Source organism: Qipengyuania polymorpha (genome assembly GCF_019711435.1).
GTDB lineage: Bacteria > Pseudomonadota > Alphaproteobacteria > Sphingomonadales > Sphingomonadaceae > Qipengyuania > Qipengyuania polymorpha.
This window is the reverse complement of the sequence record NZ_JAIGNK010000002.1, coordinates 391200-405549: the sequence shown is the minus strand read 5'-3', so window position 1 is coordinate 405549 and position 14350 is coordinate 391200. Positions and strand designations below refer to the sequence as shown.

The window sequence follows — 14350 nt, the reverse complement described above, 5'->3', positions numbered from 1 at the left end:
AGTGCTGAGCGAAGCTTTACGGCTTTAGGTTAAAGCGCGCGCGGCGCGCGTAAACTCTATTGCGGCCAGAAAATCGCCCTTGCGCTTGGCGCGGCGTTCCTCGGCCTCCTCGTCGCGGCCCCACAGCTCTGCCTGCCAATCTTCTTCGAGATTGGCCGCATCCCACAGCGCCTCGCCGTCGGCATGCGGCTCGAGTGCTTCCAGCCCGATGCACAGGGATGCGGCGAGCGAGGTGGTCTGTTCGAGCGCGGCGAGCGTGAAGGGGTCGAGCGTGTCGAGCCTATTGGCGAGCCGCGCGCGGGTCTCCTCGGTCTGCGGGCGGTGAAGGATGCCGCTGATGCGGTGCAGCTTCACATCCTCGCGCGCCTCCATGCCCAGCACGATCGGCTCCCACACCTCCTGCTGGCGTCGGTAGAGCGCATCTTCGGGGTCGGCGCGGAAGCACAGCGTGTCGGTCTCGGCATAGCCGAGCAATTTCTCGACCAGCGCGGATGTATCCTTCGCCACCACGTCGAGCGCATAATCGGCCATATCGCGAAAACGGAATGCGGCGGGGTCGATTTCCTCTCCCTGCGCGCGCCATTCTTCGGCGAGCATTTCCGCCAGCCTTTCGCTCGGCAGCACTTGCGGCTGGCCACCTTGTGTCTTCAGCGGCCGCCCGTCGAGCGCGATAGTCCAGCCGAGCTCGGTCTTCGCGACACTCACATCCTTGTAGAAACGCTTCATGATTTCGGGCTGCGCCATTTGCGGGCGAGGAGGTTGGGCACGAGGAAGAATTCGACCGCTCCGATGACCAGCAGGACATAGCCGACGGCTTGCGGCACATCGATGAGCCTGCCGATGATGAGCGCGCCGAACACCACCATGATGGCCGCACCGAAACGGGCGAGCTGGATTATCCAGAAACGGCGCGCAGCGGGGTCTGGCTCAGCCATTTATAAGGTCCTCAAGTTCTTCCATAGTTTGCGCCACACCTACCGCGCCCGCCGCGATGAGTTCGCGCGGTTCGTGATAGCCCCAAGCGACACCGATGGCGCGCACGCCGGCCGCGCGGGCCATCTCGATGTCGAAGGTCGTGTCGCCGATCATCACTGCGTTTGCAGCCTCTGCACCTGCTTCTCCCAAAGCCTCTTCGAGCATCGCCGGATGCGGCTTGGAAGGATGGCGGTCGGCGGTCTGGAGCGTCACGAAGCGGTGCTTGATGCCATGCGTGTCGAGACAGGCATGAAGACCCCGGTCGCTCTTGCCCGTCGCCACGCCCAGCAGCCAGCCCGCTTCGGCGAGCCGCTCGATGAGTGCCGCCATGCCGTCATAGAGCGGCTCTTCCAGCGTACCGGACATGCGCCGCTCGCGATAACCCGACTTGTAGGCTTCGAGCGCGACGGCATGCTTTTCCTCGTCCGCATCGGGCGCGAGCAGGCGCAGCGCCTGCGGCAGGCTCAGCCCGACCATCCGGCGCACTTCGTTGCGGTCGGGCGCGGGCAGCTTTGCCGCGGCGAAGGCCTCGTCCATCGTGTCGCAAATCGCGGCCTGCCCGTCGACCAGCGTGCCGTCGCAATCGAAGATGACGACGCGGGTCACTTCTTCTTGCCCCGGCCCTTCGGCTTGCCACTCGCACCGCCCCGAGCACGGCGCGGGCCGCGCTGCGATTTCTTGTAGTTCTTGGCGTGCTGGCGGGCCTGTTGCTTCTTTTCCTCGCGCGTCTTGGGCGGCGGGTCGTCGCGCATGGGCGTGGCGTCGCTCTTGCCCTCGTCGAAGCCCAGCTGCTCCATGCTGGCCGCGAAATGCTCGGGCAGGTCGGCAGTCACGTCGAGCTTCCCGCCATCAGGACTGTCGATGATGAGACGACGCGCATGAAGGTGCATCTTGCGGCTGACCGAGCCGGTGAGGAAGCTTTCCTTCCCGCCATATTTGCCATCGCCCACGATGGGGTGGCCCATCGCGGCGCAATGGACACGCAGCTGGTGGGTGCGGCCTGTCAGCGGCTGGAGTTCGAGCCACGCGGTTTTCTTGCCCGCGCTGTCGACGACGCGATACTTGGTCTTGGCGGGTGCGCCGCCTTCGTGGTCGACATGCATCTTCTCGCCGCCCGAACCGGGCTGCTTGGCGAGCGGGGCCTCGATGACACCTTCCTTGATGTCGGGCACGCCGACCACCAGCGCCCAGTAAATCTTCTTGGCGCTGCGGCCCGAGAAGCGCTTGGAGAAAAACGCCGCACTGCCCGGAGTGCGCGCCACCAGCAGCACGCCGGAGGTATCCTTGTCGAGCCTGTGGACGAGGCGCGGGCGCTGCTCGTCACCCTCTTCCATATAAGCATCGAGCAGGCCGTCGACGTGGTTGAAGGTGTTGGTCCCGCCCTGCGTCGCGAGGCCCGGCGGTTTGTTGATCACCAGCGCGCTCTTGGTCTGCTTGATGAGCATGGCCTCTGCAGCCTCGACCTCGGCCTTGGTCAGCTCGCGCTTGGGCTTGGGCGTCTTGTGCGGCGCATCGCCGCCCGGCGGCACGCGGATTTGCTGGCCTTGGGCGAGCCGGTCGTCGGGCTTCGCGCGGCTGCCGTCGACACGGATCTGCCCGGTGCGCGCCCATTTGCTGACCGTGCCGAAGCCGATTTGCGGCAGGTGCCGCTTGAACCAACGGTCGAGGCGGATGCCGTCGTCATCGGCTTCGACAGTGAAATTGCGGACTTCGTCGGAGGTTTTCACGATGCTATTCTCATTATGCCGAGCCCCATCATCAGCCCGGAGATGCCCAGTGCGAAGGAGAGCACGGCGTAGAGCGAGGCGAAAAGATATTGTCCGCGCTCGATCATCAGCACCATTTCGAGGCTGAAGGCGCTGAAAGTGGTGAAGCCGCCGAGAAGGCCGACGCCCAGCAGCAGGCGCAGCTGGTCCGAATTGGCGCCGCCGCTCCGTGCCAGCCATCCGGCGAGCACGCCCATCAGCAGGCTCCCGACGGCGTTCACGGCGAGCGTGGCGAAGGGGAAAGCGCCGATGATGGGCGCGCCGAGCCATTGCGTCATCGCGCGTCCCACATGATAGCGCAGCGCCGCTCCGGCTGCACCGCCGAGGGCGACGTGCAGCGTGGCGACAGAGGTTGAAAGGGTAGACATTGCCGCCCCTCTAGCGATAGTAAGGCAATTACGAAAGCGCCCGTTAGTGGGTTGCCTTTTGGCGCCCGAATCCTTATGTGCGCCCTCGTTCGAGCCGGTCCGGAACGGATTCGGCGCGTTTTTCGTTTATCAGGCGAAACCATTTTACGGAGGCAAAACCCGCTTCGCCGGGCTCTGGCCCGCAAGTTGAGGTGTTTGAATTTATGCAGATCATCGTTCGCGATAACAATGTCGACCAGGCCCTGCGCGCGCTCAAGAAGAAGCTGCAGCGTGAAGGTGTGTATCGCGAAATGAAGCTGCGTCGCCACTTCGAAAAGCCGAGCGAAAAGCGCGCCCGCGAAAAGGCTGCCGCCGTTCGCCGCGCACGCAAGCTCGAGCGCAAGCGTATGGAGCGTGACGGCATCAAGTAAGGAGCCGTCAGCAAAAGTGTGCAGCGGTTTTGCGCCCGGACGGGCCGAAAACTCAAAACCGCGTTGCACCAGCACCTAAGCTAAGCCATGAGGGCGCGGAGAAATCCGCGCCCTTTGCGTATCAGGACAAGTTCACCATGACCGATATTACCCGCGTTCCGCTGCAGCCCATCAAGAAGGGGTCGCTGACCAAGCTCTGGCTCGGGGTTATCGTCGCCATCCTGCTGGGTGGCGGTCTGGCATGGGCGGCAGCGCCGAAGATGCTCGAGGTCGAAACGCTGACTGAAGGCAGCGGACGGGCACCGCAGATGGGTGATATTGTGTTTGTGGATTATGTCGGGACATTGTCCGACGGAACCGTATTCGAACGCTCGCCCGCCAGTCCCTTCCCGCCGGGAGTGTTTCCCGATGGAACTCCTATTGTCCTCGAGGAGGGCGCCTTTATTCCAGGCTTCCTCAATGGCCTGATGCGTACGCGCGATGGCGGGAAGTATCGCATAGAGATTCCTTCCGACGAAGCCTACGGGGCTAGCCCACGCGCCGGGTCGTCAATACCACCGAACAGCGACCTTATCTTCGAGGTTACCGTGCACGGTGTCCTGAGCCGCGAAGAAGCGGAGGGGCGTATGCAGCAGCTCCAGGCCATGATGGGCGCAATGCAGCAGCAACAGGCGACCGAGGGCGCACCAGCACCGGTCGAGTAACTTTCCACCGTTTGATGCCTGCGCGGCCATGCGCGGGTAAGGATCATCGGCTAGCCCTTCCTTGAAAGAGGGAGGATTAGCCGTGACCGAAGCCGCAGCCACTCAGCAGACCGACTGGTCCCTGCGCCCATGGGTGCTGGCAGGATTGCTCGGTCTGGCGGGCCTGCTCGTCTGGTTTTTCACCGACGTGTCGCGCGCAGAATTCGTGCCGTGGCGTGCCGCAGCAGGGGCCTTCGTGTTCTTCGGCTTCGGCGCATTGGCTTTCACCATCGATCCCAAGGAGTGGCAACGTCCGCTGCTGTTCTCGTTGCTCGCCGGACTGGTGATGGCGGGAATAGCCTGGCGCGCCCAGAGCGCGGGCGACCACTATACGGACGCCGGTTACTGGATGGCCGCCGGAGTGGTCTCGGTGGTGCTCGCCATCCCTCTGTTCCAGTCGCACTTTTACAAGCTGCTCTGGCGCACGCCCTACGAGGAAACGCATTTCCACGTCTGGACCGATGCCATCAGCGCGGCAGGGGCGCTGGCCTTCTTCCTGCTTTCCCTGCTGCTGGCGTATTTGCTCTCCGAGCTGTTCGCGACCATCGACATCACGCTCCTGCGCGAATTGCTGCGTGACGACTGGTTCACCGCGACATTTGCGGGCGTGACTTTCGGAGCGGCATTTGGCGTGCTGCGGAACCAGCTGAAAATCATCGGCACGATGCAATCGGTGGTGATGCTCGTCTTCTCGCTCATTGCGGTGCCCTTCGCTGCGGCGCTCGTCATCTTCATCCTCGCTGTTCTGGTGAGTGGGCTGGACGTGCTCTGGGGCGCAACCCGCAGCCCGACGCCGCTCCTTCTGTCCTGTGCGGCGGCTAGCTTCGTCCTCGTCAATTCGGTCGTCCGCAACAGAGACGATGAGGCGAGCGGAAGCCGCGTCATGCGCTGGGCGGCGCTGGTGCTGGCGCTGGGTATCCTGCCGCTCGGCATCATGGCCGCGGCATCGACCGGCACGCGGATTGCCGAATACGGGCTCAGTCCCGAACGCATCTGGGGCCTCGTCGCCATCGTGGTGGCGGTGGCCTATGGCGTGGCCTATTTTGTTGCCCCCATCCGCGGGCGGATGGCGCACTGGATGGAGCGCGTGCGAACCGCGAACCTGCATCTTGCCGTGGGCACCTGCGTGGTGGCGTTTCTGCTCGCGCTGCCCGTCCTCGACTTCGGCGCCATCTCGGCGCGCGACCAGATTGCCCGGCTCGAGGCAGGCAAGGTCGATGTCGAGGATTTCGACTTCACCGCCCTGCGCTGGGATTTCGGCGATGCCGGGCGCGAGGCGCTGGAGCGGCTCACCCGCAGCGGTGACGATAAGGTAGCGGAACTGGCTACCGCAGCGCGCAACGAGGAAGTGCGCAGCTATCGCAGACGTGAACCCAGCGAAGAGCGCGACGAGCGGCTGGCCAATGTCCGGGTGCAGATCGAAGACGAGGCTCTCCGGGAGGCTGTGCTGGAGCGCATAAGACAAAGGTCATGGCTGTGTGACGACCCTTGCGTGGTTCTCGACCTTGGGCGGAACGAAAGGGATGAGCATACAGTCGCTTTCGTCGAGAACGGCAGGGTTGAGCGGCACTTCTTTGACTTGCGCAGCGGGAAGAGCGAGTCCGACGAGGTGCTCGCTGTCGAAGTGGCCATGGAAGAAGGCGATCTGAAAGCCACTCAGAAACCGGATTCCACGGTCGAAATCCGCGAATGGACCGGCCGCCGCGTCTATATCGACGGGAAACCCGCAGGCAGGCCGTTCGAATAGCATTTCACGGCCCATCGCCGCTTGAAGCGAATCCACGGCGCGGCTAGGGCGCTTGGCCATGTCAGTCACACGCGAAGAAGTGGCCAAGATCGCCTCGCTCGCCCGCATCAAGATGGGCGACGAGGAACTCGATCGGATGGTCCCCGAACTCAACAACATCCTCGACTGGGTCGAACAACTGGGCGAGGTCGATACCTCGGGCGTCGAGCCGATGACCGCGGTCATCCCGAACAGCTTGCGCCTGCGCGACGACGTGGTCGATGCCATCCCCGAAACCAGCGGGGGCCGCCGCGAGGATGTGCTCGCCAATGCACCGGCAGCCGAACACGGCTTCTTCGGCGTGCCCAAGGTGATCGAATAATGACCGACTTTACCCAGCTTGGCGTGAAGGACATCCGTGACGGCGTGGCCGGCGGCGACTTCACCGCGCGCGAAGTGGCGGAAAGCTTCAACGCTGCCGTTGCCGCTGCTGCCGAACTCAACGCCTTCATCGTCACAACGCCGGACCATGCGCTTGCCGCGGCAGATGCCACGGATGCCAAGCGCGCGAAGGGAGAGGACCTTGGCAAGATGGGCGGCGTGCCCATCGGCATGAAGGACCTTTTCGCCACCAAGGGCGTCCAGACCACCGCAGCCAGCCACATCCTCGAAGGCTTCAAGCCCGAGTACGAGAGCACCGTCTCGCAGAACCTGTGGGATGCGGGCGCGGGCATGCTCGGCAAGCTCAATCTCGACCAGTTTGCGATGGGTTCGTCGAACGAGACCAGCTATTTCGGCAATGTCTCCTCGCCGTGGAAGAAGGACGGCACCAATGCCGCGATGAGCCCGGGCGGTTCGTCGGGCGGTTCGTCCTCCGCCGTCGCCGCGCGCATCGCGCCCGCCGCAACCGGCACCGACACCGGCGGCTCGATCCGCCAGCCCGCCGCCTTTACCGGTATCTGCGGCATCAAGCCGACCTATGGCCGCTGCAGCCGCTGGGGCGTCGTCGCCTTTGCCAGCAGCCTCGACCAGGCAGGCCCGATGGCGCGCTCGGTCGAAGACTGCGCCATCATGCTCGAAGCCATGGCCGGGTTCGACCCGAAGGATGCGACCAGCCTGCAGATGGACGTGCCCAATTGGGAAGCGGCGCTGTCGGCTGACCTCAAGGGCAAGAAAGTCGGTATCCCGAAGGAATACCGCATGGACGGCACCGACCAGGCGATCCTCGACAGCTGGGAGCAGGGCAAGGCCATGCTCCGCGATGCTGGCGCGGAAATCGTCGACGTCTCGCTGCCGCACACCAAATACGCGCTGCCTGCCTATTACATCATCGCTCCGGCAGAAGCCTCGTCCAACCTCGCCCGCTATGACGGCGTGCGCTATGGATTGCGCGATCTGCCCGATGGGGCTGGCCTGCAGGACATGTACGCCGCCACCCGCGCCGCCGGTTTCGGCGACGAAGTGAAGCGCCGCGTGCTCATCGGCACCTATGTGCTCAGCGCCGGTTTCTACGACGCCTATTACACGCAGGCGCAGAAGATCCGCACGCTGGTGGCGCAGGACTTCGAGAAGGCGTTCGCCGAGTGCGACGTAATTCTCGCGCCGACGACGCCGACGGCCAGCTTCCCGCTGGGTTCGCTAAACGAAGACCCGCTGACGATGTATCTGAATGACGTTTTCGCCGTTCCCGCATCGCTCGCCGGCCTGCCTGCGATGAGCGTGCCCGCCATGGTCAATTCGGACGGCCTGCCGCTCGGCCTCCAGCTGGTCGGCAAGCCCTTCGACGAGCAAGGCGTGCTCAACGCCGGCCTCGCCATCCAGCAGCGCGCCGGGTTCGAGGCGCAGCCGGAGAAGTGGTGGTAATGCTCAAGGGCAGGGCTCTTGCCACTGCCAAGGACCTGCTGCGCGGCGGTCCGGCCTTCACTGCGCGTGCGGCGCTTGGGTCCTCGACCCTGCCGCTCGCGGGTGGCGGGAGCATTCGCGTGCGTCCCAACGGCAGCGATGTCGAAGTCGTCAGGCAGGTCTGGCGGGACCGGCAATATGCCATTGCGCAGGCCGCGCACCGCGAGCGCGCCGCGCGTTACGAAGCGGATATCCGTGCGCGCGGCAATGTGCCGGTCATCGTCGATGCGGGCGCGAATATCGGCCCTGCATCGCTCTGGTTCGCGCAGGAGTATCCGCAAGCGCATATCGTCGCGGTCGAGCCCGACGCGGCCAATTTTGCGATGGCGCAGGCCAATTGCGCCGGTCACGGCCGCATCACCTTGGTCGAGGGAGCCATCGGCGGAGAGCCGGGCCATGTCTCGGTCGGCAGCGAGGCGGAAGCCTTTGCCGTCACCACCACCCGGGCCGACAGCGGCTGCCGGGTGGTCACTGCCGCCGATTGTGTGGCGATGGTGGACAAGGGCGAACTTTTTGCGGTGAAGGTCGACATCGAAGGTTTTGAAGACGACCTTTTTGCGGCGAACACCGACTGGCTCGACGAGGTGAAACTCGTCTATATCGAGCCGCACGATCACATTTTCCCCACAAGGGGGACGAGCAGGAATTTCCAGGCGGAAATGGGCAGGCGCGATTTCGACCTGCTGATCAGGGGCGAAAACCTGATCTACATCCGCCGCGAGGAGCAGACGACATGAGTACTTACCGCATCCAGGGCGCAACGGGCGAATGGGAGGTCGTGATCGGCCTCGAAGTCCACGCACAGGTCACTTCCAACGCCAAGCTGTTCAGCGGCGCTTCGACCGCTTTCGGTGCCGAGCCGAACACGCAGGTCAGCCTCGTCGATGCGGCGATGCCCGGCATGCTGCCCGTGCCGAACCAGGAGTGCATCCGCCAGGCGGTGCGCACGGGCATGGCGATCGAGGCGCAGATCAACAAATGGAGCCGGTTCGACCGCAAAAACTACTTTTACGCCGACCTTCCGCAGGGCTACCAGATCAGCCAGCTCTACCACCCCATCGTGGGGGAGGGCGTGCTGCATATCGAGGCGGACGAGAAGGCCGGCATCCCGGAAGACAAGGTCATCGGCATCGAGCGCATCCATGTCGAGCAGGACGCGGGCAAGCTGATGCACGACCAGCATCCGACCATGTCCTATGTCGACCTCAACCGCGTCGGCATCGCGCTGATGGAAATCGTGTCGAAGCCCGACATGCGCAGCCCCGCCGAAGCGGGTGCCTATGTCCGCAAGCTGCGCAGCATTCTGCGCTATGTCGGATCGTGCGACGGGAACATGGAAGAAGGTTCGATGCGCGCCGACGTCAACGTGTCGGTCCGCCGCCCGGGCGAGGAATTCGGCACCCGCACCGAGACCAAAAACGTGAACTCGGTCCGCTTCGTGATGCAGGTCATCGAATATGAGGCGAACCGCCAGGTCGACGTTCTGGAAAACGGCGGCACGGTCGACCAGGAGACGCGCCTGTTCGACCCCGGTACCGGCACGACGCGCACCATGCGCTCGAAGGAAGACGCGCATGACTATCGCTATTTCCCCGATCCGGACCTGCTGCCGCTGGAACTGGAGGACAGCTTCATCGAGGAATGCCGCGCTTCGCTTCCCGAACTGCCCGACGCCAAGCGCGCGCGGTACGAGAACGAGCTGGGCCTCACGCCCTACAACGCACGCGAATTGACTGCCGAGGTCGAGACCTTCGGCCGCTTCGAAACGCTGCTTGCGGCAACCGCCGCCAAAATCGGCAAGCCCGAGGCCAAGGTTGCAACGCAGGTCGCCAACTGGGCGCTCTCGGTTGCGCCGGGCGTGGTCAAGTCGCTGGGTGACGACGCGAACATGGCGAACGCCACGGCCGAGGCGCAGGCGAGCATCCTTGCCATGCAGGACAAGGGCGAAATCTCCGGCGGCCAGGCCAAGGAGATCTACGAAATCGTCCTCAAGGAAGGCGGCGAGCCCGAAGCCATTGCTGACGAGCGCGGTCTCAAGCAGGTGAGCGACACTGGCGCGATCGAGGCCAAGATCGACGAGATCATCGCCGCGAACGAGGACAAGGTCGCCGAATATCGCGGCGGCAAGGACAAGCTCTTCGGCTTCTTCGTCGGCCAGACGATGAAGGCGATGCAGGGCAAGGCCAATCCGGCGGTGGTGAACCAGCTCTTGAAGGCCAAGCTGGACGGCTGACGCTTGCCTCCATCCGGTCGGGTGCATAAGGTCGCACCCGATTGGAATTGGGGGTCGCAGATGAAATACCGCATATTCGCGGCCGTGCTGGCATGCGCGGCCTTGCCCGTCGCAGCGCAGGAAAATCCTGTGCCGGGCAAGGTGGCCGATCCTACGAGCGATGTGGAGTGGATGGGCTGGGTGCCCGACCCGTCCGAGATTCAAATACCGGTGCTCGATTTCGTCGAGGACCGTGACGACCGCAAGAATTACGAGAAGTATTACTACTTCCACCGCGCGGATACGGGTTTTGCCGAGGCATTGGGCGACCTTCGCGAATGCGACGGCTTGGCACGGGGACTGACCCGCTCCTCGTTTTATCCAGACACCGCTGCAGCCAGTGCGCAATATGGATTGCTTGCCGGTCAGGTGGGCGGCGCTGTCGTCGGAGCCCTCGCAACTGCGATTTTCGCCCCTGCGGAAGCCCGGCTGACCCGCCGCGTGTCGATGCGCCGCTGCATGTTCTACAAGGGCTATGCGCGCTTCGGTCTCGACAAGGACTTGTGGGAAGCTTTCAATTTCGAAGAAGGCGCTCGCGCTGTCGTCGAAGAGGACAGGCAACGCAAACTGGCGCAGCAGGCGCTGGTGGCATCCGGTGAACGACCCACGACGCAGGACCTTGGACTATGAAGCGCTTTCTCGTTTTGGCCGCCGCGCTCGGCTCGGCCATGCTCACGGCTACCCCTGCTGCCGCGCAGGAGAGCGAACCATTGGAAATTCGCCGCTTCGGCGACGTGAAGAACCTCGCGCTCGATCGCAGTAAGGCCTATCTGCTCGTCGAGGCGCCGGGCCAGGTCATTTCGCGCTGGCTGGCGCTGCCGAGCGATGCCGAGCGCGCCGATTGGGAAGAACAGCGGCAGGCGGCGCTTGCCGAGAAGCAGGCGAAATTCGCCCGCGAAATGGAGCGCTATCAGGAAAGGCGTGCGCGCTGGGAAGCATCGCCAACGGGCGAGGCGGCACCTGAAATGCCGGTGGAGCCCACCGATGCCAATTTCGCCTGGCCTGCACTGGAAGCGCAGCGTGTGTTTACAGTGGGACCGCAAAACCGGTTCGCGAACGGCAAGGAATTCTCGCTCTGGCTGTTCGAGGTGCCGGTCGGCAAATATGTCTTCTACGGGGTAGGGACCGGGGGCGCGGGCGACTGCGCCTGCATGGGCACGATGGCCTTCAATACCCGCGCTGGCATGGTGACGGCAGTGCGCGTCGGGCTGACATGGCTCGACGAACGCGGGAATTCGCTGCCCGCCTATCCCGGTTCCAGCAACAGCACCGACCAGGCGACACGCTTCGGCATGATGCTCCAGCCACCGAGCGATTACGTGATCGACCCGCGCATTCCGTTCGAGATGCTGACCATACCCGATTTCGAACTGGTCCAGCGCATGCCCAACTATTTCGGCGAGCGTATTTCACGGATCCAGCCTTTCCCCGGCCTGGTCGACTACCACCGCGATGAAATGCTGGACATGCGACCCGGGCGCTGAGTGCAAGGCAATAGAGAACTGTTAATTTAACCCCTATTTAGGGGTGTTTCGTAGTTGAACTGTCCAATTTCGGCAGTAACGTGATCCCGGGATTATTTCAGGGGTCACAAGATCATGACTATTTTGCGTTTGCGCGCTGCCTTCGTGGCGGCGTTTGGTGCTGTCCTTGCATTCGGCATGGCCACGCAGCCTGCCTTCGCGCAGGAAAAATCGGGCGTCCGTCCCGGGTTCGAAGAAGCTTCGATCCAGGGCGAGAAGATCCTTCTCTTTCGCCCGAGCGTGAAGGTCGGCGAAAAGTCGATGGCCGGCATGTTCGAACCGCGTGCCGAATGGACCGAAGAAGCCCGCAAGCTGATGGACGCGGAACTGGTCAACGCCCAGTCGCGGATGTCGAACGAACTCGTCCAGATGCCGGAACTCTACGGCGAGCAGGCCGAACTGGTTGCCGAATACGAAGCGCTGTTCAACTCGGTCGCCAACTCGATCATGGTGCACCAGTTCTTCGTCGGCAACCGCCTGCCAACCCGCAAGCGCGGCGCCTTTGACTGGACGCTGGGTGACGAGATCGCCCGCCTCGCCGAGGTTTCCGACGCGAAATACGGCCTCTTCATCTATACCGAAGACCACTACGCCTCGGCCGGTAACAAGATCATGCGCATGCTCGTCGGCGGTGTCCCGCCGGTGCACATCGGCTACGCTGGTCTCGTCGATCTTCGCACTGGAAACGTGCTGTGGCTCAATGCCGACCCGCAGATGGGCGGCGATGTGCGCGAAGCCGACGGAATGCAGAAGCGCGTAAGCCAGTTGCTCGCCGACTTCCCCGGCAGCACCATCACCGAAGAGAAGTAATCATGCGCTCTCTCCTCGCTACGGCAGGGGCTTTCGTTGCTCTCGCCTGCGCCCCTGCGGTGCAGGCGGGTGATAAGGCCAATCGCGCCGAATATCCTGTCTTCACCGGCGCATATGAACCGGAAGATGTCGATGAACGCGGCTTGTGGGAAAGCTTCGACGAAGTCGAACGCAAGGTTGCGACCAGCAAGGACCTCATTCGCGACGAAGGCATCAACCAGTACATGAAGGATGTGCTGTGTCGCTCGGTCGGTGACGACCGCTGCAACGCCACGCGCATCTACGTTGTCCGCAACAATGCCTTCAATGCCAGCATGGCGCCCAACGGCATGATGATGGTCAATTCCGGCCTCCTCCTGCGCATGCGCAACGAGGCTGAGTTGGCGTCCGTACTGGGTCACGAGTTCAGCCATTTCGAACAGCGGCATTCGCTGCAGCTGTTCAAACGGCTGCGCAGCGGTTCGGACATCGCGTCGATTGTCAGCGTGGTCGTGGGCGTTCCGCTCGGGGCCTTCTTCCTGCTGGATGTCTTCAGCTTCAATCGCGACATGGAGAAGGAAGCCGATGTGGCATCGGCAGACTATCTCGCCGCCTCGCCCTATGCGAGCCGCGCGGCTGCCGACATCTGGGTTCGCCTGATCGACGAGGACGATGCCCGCGCCGAAGAACGCAAGCGTCGCAAGCGTGGTCGCAGCACCGGTTGGTTCGCCAGCCATCCGGCCCCGCTGGCACGTTCGGAGTATCTGGCGCGCGCCACAGCCGAGCATGCTGACGATGGCGACTATGGGTTCGAGCGTTATGGCGAGACCATGGACCCCTACCTGCTGACCTTCTTCGAGGACCAGTTGCAGCGCAATGACTTCGCTGCTTCGAAGTTCATTCTCGATCAGATGGGCGGCGACCAGTGGCGTCCCATCCATTACGTCATGCAGGGCGAACTCTACCGCAAGCGCGGCCTTCCGCGTGACCTCGTTACGGCAGAGGAAGCCTATCGCACAGCTATCGAGGCGGGGTCGACCCGTCCCGAGGCATGGCGCGGGCTGGGCCTCACACTGATGCGGGCACGCAACCGCGAACAGGGCGCAGAAGCGCTCGCAACCTATCTCGAACTGGCGCCGGATGCGCCCGATGCACCGATGATGCAGATGATGATCAAGGGGTCGTAACATGAAGACTGCAAAGAAACTTTCGCTCGCCCTCGCCACTGCTGCGATGGCCATCGCCCCGGCTCCGGCATTTGCTGGCTGGAAGCGTATCACCACCGAAGCCACCGATGTCGGCAAGGGCGCTTTCGTCGTCACGCCGCAGACCGAGTGGAGCCGCTGGTCGCGTCGCCCCGCCAAGCGCGGTGAAATCTGGACGCAGGACGGTTTCGGCCTCAACATGATGCACTTCATCGGCCAGGTCGGCGATGGCGATACGCTGTTCAAGGACCGCAAGAAGAAGGAACGGCCGATGCCCAAGGTCCGCGGCGACATGCTCGTCACCGACCTTGCAGAACTGTTCGAAGCCAGCTTCTCGATCGAATATGACGTGACGCAGTTCGATGTCCGCGCAATGGAACCTTCGAAACTTGGCGGCCATGATGCCATCAAGATGACCTATGAATTTGCGCTGCCCAACGATGCGCTCACCCGCGTCGGCGAGGCACGTCTGGCAAAGGTCGATGGCCAGGTCTACCTCGTCAACTTCATCGCTCCCGAGTTGCACTATTTCGACCAGTCGATCGAGGAAGTGCATGTCATCATGGACACGCTCCAGCTGAAATAAGCGTCTTAGCTTGCTAGCCGACAAGGGCACCGCGGGCACTTGCTCGCGGTGCCCTTTTTCATGCCCGCGCCAAGGCACTCGGCGG

At 63.4% G+C, this 14350-nt stretch carries 17 protein-coding genes; 12 read left to right on the top strand and 5 right to left on the bottom strand.

The genetic code is table 11. From position 1 onward, the window contains the following. Window positions 1–24 precede the first annotated feature (24 nt). The 5 genes from K3152_RS07275 to crcB are packed head-to-tail and all read right to left on the bottom strand — an operon-like array spanning window position 25 to window position 3109. Window positions 25–726 (bottom strand): ATP12 family chaperone protein, encoded by a 702-nt coding sequence (locus tag K3152_RS07275; RefSeq protein ID WP_221573442.1) that lies wholly within the window; start codon window positions 724–726, stop codon window positions 25–27. Continuing rightward, window positions 723–935, bottom strand: a complete 213-nt coding sequence (locus K3152_RS07270; RefSeq protein WP_221573441.1) for a hypothetical protein — start codon at window positions 933–935, stop codon at window positions 723–725. Before K3152_RS07270 ends, K3152_RS07275 begins: the two co-directional genes overlap by 4 nt. Then, window positions 928–1581, bottom strand: coding sequence for an HAD-IA family hydrolase (locus tag K3152_RS07265; RefSeq protein WP_221573440.1), 654 nt, complete (start codon window positions 1579–1581; stop codon window positions 928–930). The genes K3152_RS07270 and K3152_RS07265 overlap by 8 nt, the downstream gene beginning before the upstream one ends. Continuing rightward, window positions 1578–2702 (bottom strand): RluA family pseudouridine synthase, encoded by a 1125-nt coding sequence (locus K3152_RS07260; protein WP_221573439.1) that lies wholly within the window; start codon window positions 2700–2702, stop codon window positions 1578–1580. The genes K3152_RS07265 and K3152_RS07260 overlap by 4 nt, the downstream gene beginning before the upstream one ends. Next, the gene (gene crcB / locus K3152_RS07255; RefSeq protein ID WP_221573438.1) at window positions 2699–3109 is read right to left on the bottom strand and encodes a fluoride efflux transporter CrcB; all 411 of its coding nucleotides are present in this window, start codon (window positions 3107–3109) and stop codon (window positions 2699–2701) included. Before crcB ends, K3152_RS07260 begins: the two co-directional genes overlap by 4 nt. Before the next feature lie 203 nt (window positions 3110–3312). Here crcB and rpsU point away from each other — a divergent pair, with 203 nt between their 5' ends. The 12 genes from rpsU (at window position 3313) to K3152_RS07195 (ending at window position 14265) form a co-directional block, all read left to right on the top strand. Continuing rightward, on the top strand, window positions 3313–3519 hold the full coding sequence (gene rpsU / locus K3152_RS07250) for a 30S ribosomal protein S21 (RefSeq protein ID WP_040965003.1): 207 nt from the start codon (window positions 3313–3315) through the stop codon (window positions 3517–3519). A gap of 137 nt (window positions 3520–3656) precedes the next feature. After that, window positions 3657–4223, top strand: a complete 567-nt coding sequence (locus K3152_RS07245; protein WP_221573437.1) for an FKBP-type peptidyl-prolyl cis-trans isomerase — start codon at window positions 3657–3659, stop codon at window positions 4221–4223. A gap of 82 nt (window positions 4224–4305) precedes the next feature. Next, on the top strand, window positions 4306–6009 hold the full coding sequence (locus K3152_RS07240; protein ID WP_221573436.1) for a DUF4153 domain-containing protein: 1704 nt from the start codon (window positions 4306–4308) through the stop codon (window positions 6007–6009). Between the two features lie 58 nt (window positions 6010–6067). Then, the gene (gene gatC, locus K3152_RS07235; protein WP_040965000.1) at window positions 6068–6370 is read left to right on the top strand and encodes an Asp-tRNA(Asn)/Glu-tRNA(Gln) amidotransferase subunit GatC; all 303 of its coding nucleotides are present in this window, start codon (window positions 6068–6070) and stop codon (window positions 6368–6370) included. Then, entirely contained in the window at window positions 6370–7851 is a 1482-nt protein-coding gene (gene gatA / locus K3152_RS07230; protein ID WP_221573435.1) for an Asp-tRNA(Asn)/Glu-tRNA(Gln) amidotransferase subunit GatA, read from the top strand. The genes gatC and gatA overlap by 1 nt, the downstream gene beginning before the upstream one ends. After that, window positions 7851–8627: an FkbM family methyltransferase gene (locus K3152_RS07225; protein ID WP_221573434.1), complete on the top strand. Its 777-nt coding sequence runs from the start codon at window positions 7851–7853 to the stop codon at window positions 8625–8627. The genes gatA and K3152_RS07225 overlap by 1 nt, the downstream gene beginning before the upstream one ends. Beyond that, window positions 8624–10123: an Asp-tRNA(Asn)/Glu-tRNA(Gln) amidotransferase subunit GatB gene (gene gatB / locus K3152_RS07220; RefSeq protein ID WP_221573433.1), complete on the top strand. Its 1500-nt coding sequence runs from the start codon at window positions 8624–8626 to the stop codon at window positions 10121–10123. Before K3152_RS07225 ends, gatB begins: the two co-directional genes overlap by 4 nt. 60 nt (window positions 10124–10183) lie before the next feature. Then, on the top strand, window positions 10184–10792 hold the full coding sequence (locus K3152_RS07215; protein WP_221573432.1) for a hypothetical protein: 609 nt from the start codon (window positions 10184–10186) through the stop codon (window positions 10790–10792). After that, window positions 10789–11646 carry a hypothetical protein gene (locus tag K3152_RS07210; RefSeq protein ID WP_221573431.1) on the top strand — a complete coding sequence of 286 codons (858 nt, stop codon included), beginning with the start codon at window positions 10789–10791 and terminating at the stop codon, window positions 11644–11646. Before K3152_RS07215 ends, K3152_RS07210 begins: the two co-directional genes overlap by 4 nt. Window positions 11647–11760: 114 nt before the next feature. Continuing rightward, on the top strand, window positions 11761–12495 hold the full coding sequence (locus K3152_RS07205; protein WP_247713258.1) for a hypothetical protein: 735 nt from the start codon (window positions 11761–11763) through the stop codon (window positions 12493–12495). Window positions 12496–12497: 2 nt separating this feature from the next. Next, entirely contained in the window at window positions 12498–13661 is a 1164-nt protein-coding gene (locus tag K3152_RS07200; RefSeq protein ID WP_221573430.1) for a M48 family metallopeptidase, read from the top strand. Window position 13662: 1 nt separating this feature from the next. Then, window positions 13663–14265, top strand: a complete 603-nt coding sequence (locus K3152_RS07195) for a hypothetical protein (protein WP_221573429.1) — start codon at window positions 13663–13665, stop codon at window positions 14263–14265. Window positions 14266–14350: the final 85 nt, after the last annotated feature.

Bases quoted from the DNA above. Each gene is read 5' to 3' on its own strand.
- K3152_RS07275 (WP_221573442.1), bottom strand. From the start codon at position 726: ATGAAGCGTTTCTACAAGGATGTGAGTGTCGCGAAGACCGAGCTCGGC.
- K3152_RS07270 (WP_221573441.1), bottom strand. From the start codon at position 935: ATGGCTGAGCCAGACCCCGCTGCGCGCCGTTTCTGGATAATCCAGCTC.
- crcB (WP_221573438.1), bottom strand. From the start codon at position 3,109: ATGTCTACCCTTTCAACCTCTGTCGCCACGCTGCACGTCGCCCTCGGC.
- rpsU (WP_040965003.1), top strand. From the start codon at position 3,313: ATGCAGATCATCGTTCGCGATAACAATGTCGACCAGGCCCTGCGCGCG.
- K3152_RS07245 (WP_221573437.1), top strand. From the start codon at position 3,657: ATGACCGATATTACCCGCGTTCCGCTGCAGCCCATCAAGAAGGGGTCG.
- gatC (WP_040965000.1), top strand. From the start codon at position 6,068: ATGTCAGTCACACGCGAAGAAGTGGCCAAGATCGCCTCGCTCGCCCGC.
- gatA (WP_221573435.1), top strand. From the start codon at position 6,370: ATGACCGACTTTACCCAGCTTGGCGTGAAGGACATCCGTGACGGCGTG.
- K3152_RS07225 (WP_221573434.1), top strand. From the start codon at position 7,851: ATGCTCAAGGGCAGGGCTCTTGCCACTGCCAAGGACCTGCTGCGCGGC.
- gatB (WP_221573433.1), top strand. From the start codon at position 8,624: ATGAGTACTTACCGCATCCAGGGCGCAACGGGCGAATGGGAGGTCGTG.
- K3152_RS07215 (WP_221573432.1), top strand. From the start codon at position 10,184: ATGAAATACCGCATATTCGCGGCCGTGCTGGCATGCGCGGCCTTGCCC.
- K3152_RS07210 (WP_221573431.1), top strand. From the start codon at position 10,789: ATGAAGCGCTTTCTCGTTTTGGCCGCCGCGCTCGGCTCGGCCATGCTC.
- K3152_RS07205 (WP_247713258.1), top strand. From the start codon at position 11,761: ATGACTATTTTGCGTTTGCGCGCTGCCTTCGTGGCGGCGTTTGGTGCT.
- K3152_RS07200 (WP_221573430.1), top strand. From the start codon at position 12,498: ATGCGCTCTCTCCTCGCTACGGCAGGGGCTTTCGTTGCTCTCGCCTGC.
- K3152_RS07195 (WP_221573429.1), top strand. From the start codon at position 13,663: ATGAAGACTGCAAAGAAACTTTCGCTCGCCCTCGCCACTGCTGCGATG.